This is a genomic window from Streptomyces sp. McG3, assembly GCF_018619185.1.
GTDB lineage: Bacteria > Actinomycetota > Actinomycetes > Streptomycetales > Streptomycetaceae > Streptomyces.
Genome location: NZ_JAAXYC010000244.1, coordinates 1 through 12,531, shown reverse-complemented (window position 1 = coordinate 12,531; position 12,531 = coordinate 1). Strand labels below are relative to the sequence as shown.

General features: G+C 73.2%; 10 protein-coding genes and 1 pseudogene. 6 read left to right on the top strand and 5 right to left on the bottom strand.

The window, feature by feature from the left end:
- Nucleotides 1-44: 44 nt before the first annotated feature.
- Complete coding sequence (locus HET64_RS29165) at nucleotides 45-1,514, bottom strand: HtaA domain-containing protein (RefSeq protein WP_215110150.1); 1,470 nt, start codon at nucleotides 1,512-1,514, stop codon at nucleotides 45-47.
- A 134-nt stretch (nucleotides 1,515-1,648) separates the two neighbouring features.
- On the opposite strand from HET64_RS29165, the gene HET64_RS29160 reads away from it, so the two are divergent.
- The 4 genes from HET64_RS29160 to HET64_RS29145 all read left to right on the top strand — a co-directional run bounded on the left by HET64_RS29160 (nucleotide 1,649) and on the right by HET64_RS29145 (nucleotide 5,892).
- Nucleotides 1,649-2,743, top strand: a complete 1,095-nt coding sequence (locus tag HET64_RS29160) for an ABC transporter substrate-binding protein (RefSeq protein WP_215110149.1) — start codon at nucleotides 1,649-1,651, stop codon at nucleotides 2,741-2,743.
- Nucleotides 2,740-3,849, top strand: a complete 1,110-nt coding sequence (locus HET64_RS29155; protein ID WP_215110148.1) for an iron ABC transporter permease — start codon at nucleotides 2,740-2,742, stop codon at nucleotides 3,847-3,849. The genes HET64_RS29160 and HET64_RS29155 overlap by 4 nt, the downstream gene beginning before the upstream one ends.
- The gene (locus HET64_RS29150) at nucleotides 3,846-4,685 is read left to right on the top strand and encodes a heme ABC transporter ATP-binding protein (protein WP_215110147.1); all 840 of its coding nucleotides are present in this window, start codon (nucleotides 3,846-3,848) and stop codon (nucleotides 4,683-4,685) included. Before HET64_RS29155 ends, HET64_RS29150 begins: the two co-directional genes overlap by 4 nt.
- A 184-nt stretch (nucleotides 4,686-4,869) precedes the next feature.
- The gene (locus tag HET64_RS29145; protein ID WP_215110146.1) at nucleotides 4,870-5,892 is read left to right on the top strand and encodes a hypothetical protein; all 1,023 of its coding nucleotides are present in this window, start codon (nucleotides 4,870-4,872) and stop codon (nucleotides 5,890-5,892) included.
- A gap of 102 nt (nucleotides 5,893-5,994) precedes the next feature.
- On the opposite strand, the gene HET64_RS29140 is transcribed toward HET64_RS29145, so the two are convergent.
- Both HET64_RS29140 and HET64_RS29135 read right to left on the bottom strand, forming a co-directional pair.
- Complete coding sequence (locus tag HET64_RS29140) at nucleotides 5,995-6,741, bottom strand: bifunctional DNA primase/polymerase (protein ID WP_215110145.1); 747 nt, start codon at nucleotides 6,739-6,741, stop codon at nucleotides 5,995-5,997.
- 197 nt (nucleotides 6,742-6,938) lie between these two features.
- Nucleotides 6,939-7,568 carry a TetR/AcrR family transcriptional regulator gene (locus HET64_RS29135; protein ID WP_215110144.1) on the bottom strand — a complete coding sequence of 210 codons (630 nt, stop codon included), beginning with the start codon at nucleotides 7,566-7,568 and terminating at the stop codon, nucleotides 6,939-6,941.
- 207 nt (nucleotides 7,569-7,775) lie between these two features.
- On the opposite strand from HET64_RS29135, the pseudogene ddaH reads away from it, so the two are divergent.
- Nucleotides 7,776-8,612, top strand: a pseudogene (gene ddaH, locus HET64_RS29130) (dimethylargininase); the annotation flags it as partial.
- A 5-nt stretch (nucleotides 8,613-8,617) separates the two neighbouring features.
- On the opposite strand, the gene HET64_RS29125 reads toward ddaH, so the two are convergent.
- Nucleotides 8,618-9,613: a small ribosomal subunit Rsm22 family protein gene (locus HET64_RS29125; protein ID WP_215110142.1), complete on the bottom strand. Its 996-nt coding sequence runs from the start codon at nucleotides 9,611-9,613 to the stop codon at nucleotides 8,618-8,620.
- Nucleotides 9,614-9,923: 310 nt separating this feature from the next.
- On the opposite strand from HET64_RS29125, the gene HET64_RS29120 reads away from it, so the two are divergent.
- Nucleotides 9,924-11,246 (top strand): hypothetical protein, encoded by a 1,323-nt coding sequence (locus HET64_RS29120; RefSeq protein WP_215110141.1) that lies wholly within the window; start codon nucleotides 9,924-9,926, stop codon nucleotides 11,244-11,246.
- Nucleotides 11,247-11,268: 22 nt separating this feature from the next.
- On the opposite strand, the gene HET64_RS29115 is transcribed toward HET64_RS29120, so the two are convergent.
- A partial coding sequence (locus HET64_RS29115) for a multidrug effflux MFS transporter (RefSeq protein WP_215110140.1) occupies nucleotides 11,269-12,531 on the bottom strand: 1,263 nt, incomplete at its 5' end.

Here is a 12,531-nt window from a genome sequence, read left to right as displayed (position 1 = left end):
GGGGGGAGGGGGTGACGACCCATAAGGCGCTCATGGGTGCCGGGTCAGGAGGTCTTGGGGGCGTCGGGGCCCGTGGTGGCGTCGGCGCCGGGACCCTGCGCGGAGCCGCGGCGGCGCAGGGCGAAGAAGGCCCCGGCCGCGACGAGGAGCAGCACACCGCCGCCGATTCCCGCCCAGGTGCCGGTGCCCGGGCCGGAGTCGGAGGAGGCGGCCGCCGGTGCGGCGGAGGGCTCCTCGACGGCCTTCTCCGTGGGCTCGGCGGCCTTCGTCGGCTCACTGCCGAGGTCCGGCAGCGCGGGCAGTTGGGCCTTCTCGTCGACGGCCACGGCGAGCGAGACCGGGTCCATCGCGGTGCCCGCCCTGTACATGGAGCCGAACGCCTTGGCGCCGTCGGCGGTGAGGGTGGCGGGGGCTTCGGTGAGGGCGGCGAGGCCGTCCTTCGGCGCGAAGTCCTGGGCGGCGAAGGTGATGAGCGGGACGTCCTCGGTGGTCGTGCCCGCGCTGGTGACGTCGGCCGACAGGGTGCCCTCGCCCTTGGCGACGGCGACGGTGACGCCGGCGAACTTCAGGTCGAGGTCGTGGGCGCCGGTGAAGCGGACGCTGCCGCCGAAGTCCGCGTCCAGCGTCTGCTTCTTCGCGTCGTACGTCCCCTTGCCCTGCGGGAAGCGGAACAGGGCCCCGCCGTCCTGGGCGCCGTCGGCGAGCGTCCACTCGCCCTGGCCGATGGAGCCGGTGACGTACTCGCGGAAGGTGCGGCGTACGCCCCAGTCGACGGCGGCGTCCTCGAAGCGGCCCGCCTTCTCCCTGTCCTTCTTCTCCGCCTTCCCCTTCTCGTCCTCGTCCTCGTCCTGCTTCTTCTCCGGCGCGGACGGCTTCGGCTGGGCGGCCGCGCCCTGGGTGTCGACGGAGAGGCTGATCGGGTCGAGGGGGGTGCCCGCGGTGTAGTAGCCGGCGAAGGCGGAGGCGCCCTCGGCGGTCAGCGTGGTGGGGACGTCGGTGAGGGCGATGGGGGTGGAACCGCCCTTCATGTCGATCCCGCCGAGGCCGAGCCTGGCCAGCGGCACCTGGGAGCGGCTGGAGACCTTGCCGGTCCCCCGCTCCTTGCTGACCATGTCCGCGTGGAGCATGCCGCTGCCGCCGCTGATCCGGACGGTGGGGCGGCTGATCGTGAGGTCCAGCTCGTTGCTGCCGTCGGGCTTCTTGTGGCCGGTGAAGTGCACGCCGCCGGAGAAGCCGGAGGTGAGCGCCCCGGTGTCCGGGTCGTAGGAACCGGTCGCCGAGTGGAAGCGGAACTGGCTGCCGCCGACCGTGGCGGCGCCGCCGGTCAGGCTCCAACTGCCGCTCGCGATGGGGCCGGTGACATAGCTCTGGAACGAGGACTTGATGCCCCAGTCCAGTCGGCCGCCCTGCACCGTGCGGCCTGCCGCTTGCGCGGTGGCGGCGGGGAGCAGGGCCCCCAGCAGTACCGCGAGGAGCGCGACGGCGAGCGCGCGGGTGGATCTGGACGACGGCATGGGGACCCCTCCGAGGACTGGATACACAGGTAAGGCTAACCTAAGCTATCTCCAGCCCGGGCCGGAACCCCTCCGGTCACGCCGTTACCGGCGAACGGCCGACCGCACGCCGCAGAACGACAGGACGGTGCCCCGTGCACATCTCGCAGGCCTTCGCCACGAGGAGCCCCCAGGGCCCCGAGGGCCCGGACACCGGACGGGCCTTTCCCCGTCGCCCGGCCCGGGGCAGGGCGGCCGCCGCCCTCACCGCCGCTGTCGCTCTCGCCCTGGTCCTGAGCGGCTGCGGCGGAGGCGGCGGCTCCGCGCCGAAGTCCGCCGGGAGCAAGGCCGACGTCGACCGGGTCGAGCCGCTGGCCGCACCGCCCGCGCCGAAGCTGCCGGTGACGGTCGGCTCGGCGGACGGCACGAAGGTCACGATCGCGTCCACCGACCGGATCGTGCCGCTGACCGGGTCGCTGAGCGAGATCGTCTTCACCCTCGGTTTCGGGAAGCAGGTGGTCGCCCGGGACATCACCGCCACCTTCGAACAGGCCGAGAAGCTCCCGGTGGTGACCCGGGCCCACGACGTGTCGGCGGAGAGCGTGCTCTCGTTGAAGCCGACGATCGTCCTGGCCGACACCACCACCGGGCCGGCCGAGGCGATCGACCAGATCCGCGACGCGGGCATCCCGCTCCTCGTCGTCGAGCCCGCCAAGGAGCTCGCCGACGTCGGCCGCCGCATCGACACCGTCGCCGAGGCCCTCGGCGTACCGTCCGCCGGCACCGAGCTCAAGGAGCGGACCGAGTCCCGGATCGCCGCCGTCAGCAAGTCCATCCCGGACCACGCGGGCGGCAAGAAGCCCCGGGTCGCCTTCCTCTACCTGCGCGGCTCGGCCTCCGTCTATCTGCTGGGCGGCGCGGAGTCCGGTGCCGGTTCGCTGCTGGAGGCGGCGGGCGCGGTCGACGCCGGCAAGGAGTCGGGGCTGGACAAGGACTTCACCGCCATCACCAGCGAGGCGCTCGCCAAGGCGGCGCCGGACGCGATCCTCCTGATGACCAAGGGGTTCGAGTCGGTCGGCGGCATGGACGGTCTGGTGAAGATCCCCGGCATCGCGGAGACCCCGGCCGGGATGGACCGCCGGATCGTCACCGTCGACGACGGGGTGCTGCTCAACTACGGGCCGCGCACCGACCGGGTGCTCGCCGAGATCGTCGAGCAGCTGTACGCGAAGGGCGGCACGGACCAGTGACCACCTCGTACGAGGAACGCACGGAGACCGGTCCGAAGTCCCCGGGCGAAGGGGCGGACGGCGTCGCCGCCAAGTCCCCCCGGAGCAGGGCGTTCGTGCTCACCGCCGTGCTCTCCCTCGCCCTGCTCGCCGGCTGTCTGCTGTCCGCGGCGATCGGCGCGTACTCCATCCCGCTCGGCGACGTCCTGTCCTCCGTACAGCACCGGATCGGGCTCGGCGGCCAGGAGTTGGACCGGGTCGGCGAGAGCGTCCTGTGGAACGTACGGCTCCCCCGGGTCGCCCTCGCCCTGCTCGTCGGCGCGTCCCTCGGCTGTGCGGGCGCGCTGATGCAGGGCGTGTTCGGCAACCCGCTCGCCGAGCCCGGCGTGATCGGCATCTCGGCGGGCGCGGCCGTGGGCGCGGTCGCCTCGATCGCGCTCGGCCTGAGCTTCTTCGGCAACTGGACCATCACCGTCTGCGCGTTCATCGCCGGGCTGATCACGGTGCTGCTCGTCTACACGCTCTCGCGGTCCGGCGGCCGGACCGAAGTGGTGACGCTGATCCTCACCGGTATCGCCGTCAACGCGTTCGCGGGCGCGCTGATCGGCCTGTTCATCTTCTTCGCGGACAACGCGCAGATCACCCAGATCACCTTCTGGCAGCTCGGTTCGCTCTCCCAGGCCACCTGGCCCAAGGTGCTCGCGGTGCTGCCGTGCGCACTCGCGGGGCTCCTCATCGCCCCGTTCCACTCCCGCAAGCTGGACCTGCTGGCCCTCGGCGAGCGGCCCGCCCGGCACCTGGGCGTGGACGTGGAGCGGCTGCGGATCGTGCTGGTGCTGGTGGTGGCGCTGCTGACGGCCGCCGCGGTCGCCGTCGCCGGGATCATCTCCTTCGTCGGGCTGCTCGTCCCGCATCTGCTGCGGATGGCCAACGGCCCCGGCCACCGTTTCCTCGTCCCGGGCAGCGCGCTCGGCGGCGCCCTGGTCCTGGTGGCGGGCGACCTCGCGGCCCGTACGGTGGCGGCCCCCGCCGAGCTGCCGCTCGGGGTGCTGACCGCGCTCTTCGGCAGCCCGTTCTTCTTCTGGCTGCTGCGCAGGACCCGTCGTAAGCAAGGTGGTTGGGCATGAGGACGCTGAGAGACCTGTTCGCGGTACGCCCCCGGGAGCTCCCTTCGCCCGTGGCCCCCGGCTCCCCCGCCGTCGAGGCGGTCGGCCTTTCGGTCCGGCTCGGGCAGCGGCAGGTCCTGGACTCCGTCGGTCTGACCGCGCACGCGGGCGAGGTGGTCGCCCTGGTCGGGCCGAACGGTGCGGGCAAGTCGACGCTGCTGGCGGCGCTGGCCGCCGATCTGCCCGCCGGGAGCGGCGAGGTGCGGATCGACGGGCGTCCGGCCGCCGCGTGGTCCGCGCCCGAACTGGCGCTGCGCCGCTCGGTGCTGCCGCAGTCCACCGCGCTGTCCTTCCCGTTCCCGGTGGAGGACGTCGTACGGATGGGGCGGGCGCCCTGGGCCGGTACGGAGCGGGAGGACGAGGACGACGCGGCGGTGGCCGCGGCGATGGCGGCCACCGAGGTGACCCGGTTCGCGGCCCGCCCGTACTCCGCGCTGTCGGGCGGTGAGAAGGCCCGGGTGGCGCTGGCCCGGGTGCTGGCGCAGCGGTCCCCGCTGATGCTGCTCGACGAGCCGACCGCCGCCCTGGACCTGCGCCACCAGGAGCTGGTGCTGCGGATCTGCCGGGACCGGGCCGCCGCCGGGGACGCGGTGGTGGTCGTGCTGCACGACCTCGGCCTCGCCGGGGCGTACGCGGACCGGGCCGCCGTCCTGCACGAGGGACGGATCGCGGAACTGGGCCCGCCGGACGAGGTGTTCAGGGGTGAGCTGCTCGGCGAGGTCTACCGGCAGCCGGTGGAGGTCTTCCCCCATCCGCGTACGGGCAGGCCGCTGATCGTGCCGGTGCGCGGGGTCTGAGGCGGCTTGGCCGCCAGGGCCTGTCGTCGAACCGCCGTCGTCGCCCGGCAGACGGCGGTTCGACGACAGGCCCTGGGTCACGGTGTGGACGCTGTATCCGGTCCCCGTCCGCGCGCCGTCCGCCGCCCCGGTAGGGTTTCGACGGTCAGTGCGGGCGACGGATCAGAAGGCGCGGAAGCAGCGGATGACGAGACACCCTGGGCTGGGCCGGCTGACGGCGGGGCTCGCGACGGCGACGGTGCTGTGCCTGACGGCGAGCGGCTGCGTGACGGTGCACGGGGAGCTGGAAGTGCTGCCCGGGGCGAAGAAGCCGGAAGCCGCACAGGCGCTCAAGGAGTTCACCGACGCCTACAACGCGGCGGACAAGGCGTTCGATCCGGCGCTGGACGCGGACCGGGTGACGGGTTCGCTCGGCGCGATCAACCAGGCCGGGCTGAAGGCGCGGCAGACGTACAACCCCGACGGCAACAAGGCGCACAAGCCGCTGGTGCTGGACGACGCGGCTTACGTCGTCCCCAAGAAGGCGGGCTGGCCGCGCTGGTTCCTCGCGGACACCGACTCCAACCGTGACCAGGACGGCGGGAAGCTGGACACCCGCTGGCTGGTGGTGTTCGTACGGTCGGGCCCCGACGCGCTGTGGAAGGCGTCGTATCTCGCGGTCGTCCCGTCGTCCCAGGTACCGGAGTTCACCCTGGACGAGGACGGGTTCGCCACCCCGGTGGAGCCCGGGGACGACGGTCTGGCCGTGGCGCCCGCGGAGCTGAGCGCCTCGTACACCGGCTATCTCCAGAGCGGCACCCCTGATGTGTTCACCCCCTCCACGGCGACCTCCGGCTGGCGCGAGACGCGCCGCACCACGCGGCGGGCGGGGTTCTCGTACCAGTACGTCGACCAGCCGCTGACGAGTGCGGCGTTCGCGCCGCTCGGGCTGCGCACCGAGGACGGCGGGGCGCTGGTCTTCTTCAGCAGCAAGCACTTCGAGCGGCAGACCGCGGCGAAGGGGCTGCGGCCCGAGGTCAACGCGGATGTGAAGGCGCTGCTCACCGGCGAGGTGAACAGCAGTCTCACGAAGGAGCGGGTCTCCAGCCAGCTGGTGCACGTCCCGCCGCGCGAGGGGGCGGCCGGCTCCGAGTCCGGTGCCGGATCCGGCGGCAAGGTGCGGATGCTGAACCGGCTGCCGGGTCTGGTCGCGGCGAAGGGCGAGTAGGCAAGGCGGCCGTTCGGGCCGCCGCGCCGCCGGGCGGTCCGACGACATCCGACGGCGCCCGCCCCCGCGGCCGGGCGCACGACGGACCGGTGGACCAGCGGCTCAGCGGCTCAGCGGCCAGGCGATCGAGTCGTGGTCCAGCTCGCTCTGCTCGGCACTGCCCGCATACCGCGCGCAGGCGTCGGTGAGGGTCTCCAGCAGGGTCAGCGGGTCGGGCAGCTCGTGCTCGGGGCCCCGCACCCAGTGGACGTCGAGCTCACCGGGGAGCCGGGCGGGCGGCAGCAGGACGTAGCTGCCCCGGCAGTGCCAGCGCAGGCCCGGGTGGGCGTCCATGGTCTCGGGGTGGCAGTCCAGCTCGCAGGGCCACCACTCGTCCTCGTCCTCGGGGGTGCCGCGGGTGGCGGTGAAGAAGAGCATCCGGTCCTCGCCGGACTGGGCGACCGGGCCGACGTCGATGCCGGCGTCGAGAAGGCGCTCCAGGGCGCTGCGGCCCGCGGTGAGCGGCACGTCCAGCACGTCGTGGATCATGCCGGTCGCGGTGATGAAGTTGGCCAGCGGCTGGCTGTCGGCCCAGCGCTCGATCTGGGCGTGGTCGGTGGTCGACTGCGTCTGCCAGGCGAAGGAGATGGGATGCCGGGCGGGGGTGGGACAGCCGATGCGTTCGCACGAACATCGGTATCCGAGGGGGTGGGCGGCGGGGGCGATGGGCATGCCCGCGTCGGCGACCGCCAGGAGCAGCGCGACCCTGGCCGACTCGTCGGCCTCGGCCCCCGGTGATTTGGGACGTCGCCGCAGCCACTGGGAGATCCTGCTCTCTGTGCCGCGGAAACGGCCGGAATCGGCGCCCATCTATCCCCTCACCTCAGCAGTTCACCTCAGCGTTGCCTGTCCATCGTCGCACCATCCTGCGGTTCGGGTGGCCAGAGTTCACCAGCGGGGCCGTGTACCACCGCACCGAGTGAGCACCATCACGCCCGATGTCACCCCATACCGGACGTCCCCCACCATTGCCGGTGGGTCCTGGGCCCCCGCCGGGCCCTCCGGGGTCAGGGTCGCGGGGTGAGCCCGTCGAGGGCGTAGTCGACGATCGCGTCGGCGTACGCGTGGGTGAGCGGCAGGGTCCGCAGCAGCCAGCGGTGCATCAGCGGGCCGATGAGCAGTTCCAGGGCGATCCGGGGGTCGGCGTCGGCGCGCAGGTCCCCGGCCTCCTGGGCGGCCCGCAGGCGTGTGACGTACAGCGCGAGCTGCGGTTCGAGCAGCTTCGTGACGAATTCGGCGCCCAGCTTCGCGTCGACGATGCCCTCGGCGGTCAGCGCGCGGGTGGGGGCCTCCAGCGCCGGGTCGTTCAGCTCGTCGACGGTGGCCCGCAGGACGAGCTTGAGGTCGGCGGCCAGATCACCGGTGTCGGGGATGCCCTGCGCGGCGTCGTCGGACTGCGGTCCGGCCTCCTCGGCGGCCCGGCCCGCCAGGTCGAGGAAGGCCTCCATCAGCACGGCGGCCTTGGAGGGCCACCAGCGGTAGATGGTCTGCTTGCCGACCCCGGCGCGGGCGGCGATACCCTCGATCGTCGTGCGCTGGTACCCCACCTCTCCGACGAGGGCGAGGGCGGCGTCGTGGATCGCGCGGCGGGAGCGGTCGCTGCGGCGGCTGGAGTCGGGTGCCTTGGTGGGTGCCATACGCCCAATCTAACGCCGAACGAGCCGATACGTATCGTCTTGTGATGCCCAGGGGTCGCGTGCCGGGCGGCGCGGGGCGTCCGGGCGGTGGCCGTGACCGGGCGGTCCGGTGAACCACCCGATCGATCGACTGCGGATCCGGCGCGCACGGCGCACCATGGGCTCACGCACAGACCGTGCGCATCCCACCGTTCCGCGGCCCCGGCCGCCGTTCGCGAGGAGCCCGAGTTGAACCGTGACGCCACCCCTCGTCGCTACCTGATGTGCGCCCCGGCGCACTTCCGGGTCACCTACTCCATCAACCCGTGGATGGACCCGTCCAAACCCGTCGACCTGCCGCTGGCCCGGACCCAGTGGGAGGACCTGCGCGACCGCTACCGCACCCTCGGCCACACCGTCGAGCTGCTCACCCCCCGTCCCGACCTGCCCGACATGGTCTTCGCCGCCAACGGCGCCACGGTGATCGGCGGCCGGGTGCTCGGCGCGCTGTTCGCGTACCGGGAGCGGTTCGAGGAGGCCGGGGCGCACCGGGACTGGTTCCGGGAACACGGCTTCACCGAGGTCCATGAGCCGGAGCACGTCAACGAGGGCGAGGGGGACTTCGCCGTCACCGCCTCGTACCTGCTGGCCGGGCGCGGCTTCCGGTCCAGTCCGCTCTCGCACGCCGAGGCCCAGGAGTTCTTCGGACTGCCGGTCATCGGGCTCGATCTGGTGGATCCGCGCTACTACCACCTGGACACCGCGCTGTGCGTGCTGGACGCGGCGGCCGACGAGATCATGTACTACCCGGACGCCTTCTCCCCCGGCAGCCGGGCGGTGCTGCGCCGGCTGTTCCCGGACGCGCTGCTGGCCCGGGAGGCGGACGCGGCGGCGTTTGGCCTCAACTCGGTCAGCGACGGGCGTCACGTCCTGCTGCCGCAGGGGGCGACGGGGCTCCTGGACCCGCTGCGGGACCGGGGCTTCGAGCCGGTCCCGATGGACCTGGGCGAGCTGCTCAAGGGCGGCGGCAGCGTGAAGTGCTGCACCCAGGAGCTGCGGAGCTGATCCGGTCAGCCGGTGCTCTCCGGCGGCCAGGGGTCGCCCCAGGCGACGTCTCTGGCCGCCCGGTACAGCTCGCCGTGGCGCTTGGTGACCGTGGAGCGGGCCAGGCCGTCGTCGCGGGTGCAGAGCTCCAGCAGCACCTGGCCCTTGCGGATCTGCGGCCTGCGGGTGACCCGGGCGGGCGCCGGGGCGGTGGGGAAGCGGGTGGCGACGACGTAGGAGAACTTCTCGTCCTCGTGGCTCAGCGAGCCGCCCTTGACCTGCCGGTGCAGCGAGGAGCGGCTGACCCGGGCCGAGAAGTGGCACCAGTCGGCCCCGGGGGTGATCGGGCAGGCGTCGCTGTGCGGGCAGGGGGCCGCGACGCTCAGCCCGGCGGCGATCAGCCGGTCGCGGGCCTCGATGATCCGGGTGTAGCCGTCGGGGGTGCCGGGCTCCACGATCACCACCGCCTGTCCGGCCGCCGCCGCCGCGTCGACCAGTTCGGTCCTGGCCCCGGCGGTCAGCTCCTTGAGCACATAGCTGACGGTGACCAGGTCCACCGGGGCCAGCTCCAGCGCCGCTCCGATCCGCGCCTTCTCCCAGCGGGCGTCGCGGAGCCCCGGGACCCCGGACGCCTCGGCGAGTTCACGGCCGAGCGCGAGGGCCGGTTCGGCCCAGTCCAGGACGGTCGTGGCCGGGCCCTCCCAGACCCCGGCCACCGCCCAGCCCGCCGCGCCGGTGCCGCCCCCGACGTCGGTGTGGGTGGCGGGCGTCCAGTCGGGGGCGGCCCCGGCCAGGGCGTCGAGGGCGGACCGTACGGCTTCGTAGGTGGCGGGCATCCGGTACGCGGCGTACGCGGCGACGTCGGAGCGGTCCCGCAGGATCGGTGCGTCCGTCGGGGTCTCCCCCCGGTAGCTGGCGATCAGCCGGTCGACGGCCTGGGCGGCCTGCTTGGGCGGCAGTCCGTCGAGCAGACCGGCCAGCGCGGCGCGCAGGGACTGTGCGGTGGGGAGGGTGACGTTCACCGCCGAATTGTAGGGCGGAGGCGACCCGGCGGGCGCATTCCGCTTCGCCGGGGCCCAGGGCCTGTCCGGCCATTCCCGTCCGCCGCGCGGCCGCCCTGCGGGCGACGACGGGAATGGTGGGACAGGCCCCGGGGTACGGAGAGACGTGCGCGGGCGGCGCGGGTCCGCAAGGGTCCGCAAGGGTCCGCACCAAGACTTCACGTAACCGGTACGGAACGGGAATCCGGCGAACTCCACACCGCCGTGGGCCTGTTGCTACGCTGGCCCGCGCGTGGAGGGCACCAGATCAAGATGGTCCAGCAGGGGAGCCATGAGGCAGAAGATCGTGCGGCTGACGCTCGTCGGCGGGGTGGTCTTTCTCGCCCTGCTCCTGCTGCTGGCCACCTGTGGCGGCAGCCCCGACGAGGACGACCGGAAGAACGGCGGGGCCGACGGAACGGCGAAACCGGTGCTGCCGAGCGCCGGGCCGGTGACCCGGCTGACCGTTCCGCCGCAGTACACGACGGACCGGGGCTGGGAGATCATCGGCTCCTCCCCCGACGTGGCCGTCTCCCACGCGACGGGCCTGCTGGCCTATCTGGAGCGGTCGAAGGACAACCGCTACCGGCTGCGCACCGTGGACACGGCCACCGGTGAGCTGGGCTGGCGCGGCAAGGCCTGGCGGCAGCCGGACCCGCTGCACTATCCGCGGCTCGCCACGGTCGCCAAGGGCGACCGGCAGTTCTTCGTGACCTGGTCCTACGGGAAGGTCGGCGACGGGCTGTCGCCGTCGAGCACCTTCCTCGCGCTCGATCTGTACGACGTGACGAACGGGAACCGGCAGCGCGTCGAGGTGCCGTGGTCCGGCGCCCCGGACGTCAACACGAGCGGGCCGTCCATCGTGATCAGCGATGCGAAGGCGAACAGCACCCTGGTGGACCCGGTCACGGGTGAGGTGTCCGAACTGGCCGCGGACAAGCTGAAGTACCCCAAGGGCTGCCCGGCCTGCAAGCAGCTCACCGAGGTGCACGGGCAGACCGCCGAGGGCCTGCTGCTGGGCGGAGCACGGGAGTTCTGGGTGCGCGGCGGCTGGTTCAGCCGGAACGTCGCGCCCAAGGGCGCCGACAAGGGCAGCGGTGTGGTGACGTCGACGACCCCGGACCAGGTGCTGGCGAAGTGGGCGCCCGCGAAGAAGACCAAGCGGGCGGCGACGCACGAGCTGTGGGCGGTGCACGACGCGGCGACCGGTGAGGTCCTCACCTCGGTGGAGTGCCACAAGCCCGCCATAGAGCCGGGGCGTTTCCCGCAGGCGGTCCTCTCCCCCTCGGGCGACTACCTGATCGCCGGGAACCTGGCCTTCGATCTGGAGGCGAAGCAGGGCCGCTGCTTCGAGGACGAGGGCGGCGCCGCCCATCTGACGCTGGCCACGGTGACGGACGACGGCATCGCGTACGGGGCCGAGAACGCGCGCGACGCCTCGGAGGCGCTGTCCGGCGGCGGGCTCCCGGTCGCGATGGACTTCGCCACCTGGAGCACCGAGCGGCTGTCGCGCAACGCGCGGCTGCCGGGCACGGAGACGACCGGGGTCGGGGTGTTCCGCTGGACCGACCGGCAGGACCGTACGCACCTGATCGGCTACCCGCGCACCGGCTGAGCCCGCGGCGGACAGCGGTGGCTCAGAGGCCGCCGGCCTCGCGGCCCGCTCGCTGCCAGGGGCGGCACAGGAGCAGGAAGCAGGCCACCGCCGCCACCGCGCACACCACCTGGACCACGGCCATCGGGACGGCCGTGTCCTCGCCGGCGATGCCGACCAGCGGGGAGGCGACGGCGCCGATGAGGAACGAGGACGTGCCGAGCAGCGCCGAGGCGGAGCCCGCCGCGTGCTTGGTCCGCATCAGGGCCTGGGCGTTGGCGTTCGGCATCGCGAGACCCATCGCCGACATCAGCACGAAGAGCCCGGCCGCGACCGGCACGAGGCCGACCTCGCCGAAGACGCCGGCCGTCATGAGCAGCAGCGCAACGGCGGCCAGCACGATCACCGCGAGGCCGAAGCCGAGCACCTTGTCGAGGCTGATCCGGCCCACGAGCAGTTTGCCGTTGATCTGCCCGACGGTGATCAGGCCGATCGAGTTGAGCCCGAAGAGCAGGCTGAAGGTCTGGGGCGAGGCCCCGTAGATCTCCTGCACGACGAACGGGGAGGCGGCGATGTACGCGAACAGGACGGCGAAGGCGAGCCCGCCCGCGACCATGTAGCCGGTGAAGACCCGGTCGGCGAGCAGCCCGCGCATGGTGCGCAGGGCGTCGGCGACCCCGCCGGTGTGGCGGTCGGCGGGCGGCAGCGTCTCGTGCAGCCACTTCCAGACGACCAGGGTGAGGACGATGCCGACGGCGGTCAGCACGACGAAGATGCCCCGCCAGTCGGTGATCCGCAGGACCTGCCCGCCGATCACCGGGGCGATGACCGGGGCGACGCCGGAGATCAGCATCAGGGTGGAGAAGAACCGGGCCATCTCCACGCCGTCGTAGAGGTCGCGCACCACGGCGCGGGCGATGACGATGCCGGCCGCGCCCGCGAGTCCCTGGAGGAGGCGGAAGCCGATGAGGAGTTCGGCGGTGGGGGCCAGGGCGCAGATGGCGGTGGCGAGGACGTAGACGACCATGCCGAGGAGCAGCGGTCGCCGGCGGCCCCAGCGGTCGCTCATGGGGCCGACGACGAGCTGGCCGAGCGCCATTCCGGCCAGGCACGCGGTCAGGGTGAGCTGGACGGTGGCGGCGGGGGCGCTCAGGGAGTCGGTGACGGCGGGGAGCGCGGGGAGGTACATGTCCATGGACAGCGGCGGCAGTGCGGTGAGTCCGCCGAGGACCATGGTGACCAGGAGGCCGGTGCGCCGGGCGGTCCTCGCCGCCGGGCCGGGGAGGCCGGCGGGGGCGGTGACCTG

What these genes read in the sequence shown, in the direction of transcription:
- HET64_RS29165 (WP_215110150.1), bottom strand. Translation starts at nt 1,514, where the DNA reads ATGCCGTCGTCCAGATCCACCCGCGCGCTCGCCGTCGCGCTCCTCGCG.
- HET64_RS29150 (WP_215110147.1), top strand. Translation starts at nt 3,846, where the DNA reads ATGAGGACGCTGAGAGACCTGTTCGCGGTACGCCCCCGGGAGCTCCCT.
- HET64_RS29145 (WP_215110146.1), top strand. Translation starts at nt 4,870, where the DNA reads ATGACGAGACACCCTGGGCTGGGCCGGCTGACGGCGGGGCTCGCGACG.
- HET64_RS29140 (WP_215110145.1), bottom strand. Translation starts at nt 6,741, where the DNA reads ATGGGCGCCGATTCCGGCCGTTTCCGCGGCACAGAGAGCAGGATCTCC.
- HET64_RS29135 (WP_215110144.1), bottom strand. Translation starts at nt 7,568, where the DNA reads ATGGCACCCACCAAGGCACCCGACTCCAGCCGCCGCAGCGACCGCTCC.
- HET64_RS29120 (WP_215110141.1), top strand. Translation starts at nt 9,924, where the DNA reads ATGAGGCAGAAGATCGTGCGGCTGACGCTCGTCGGCGGGGTGGTCTTT.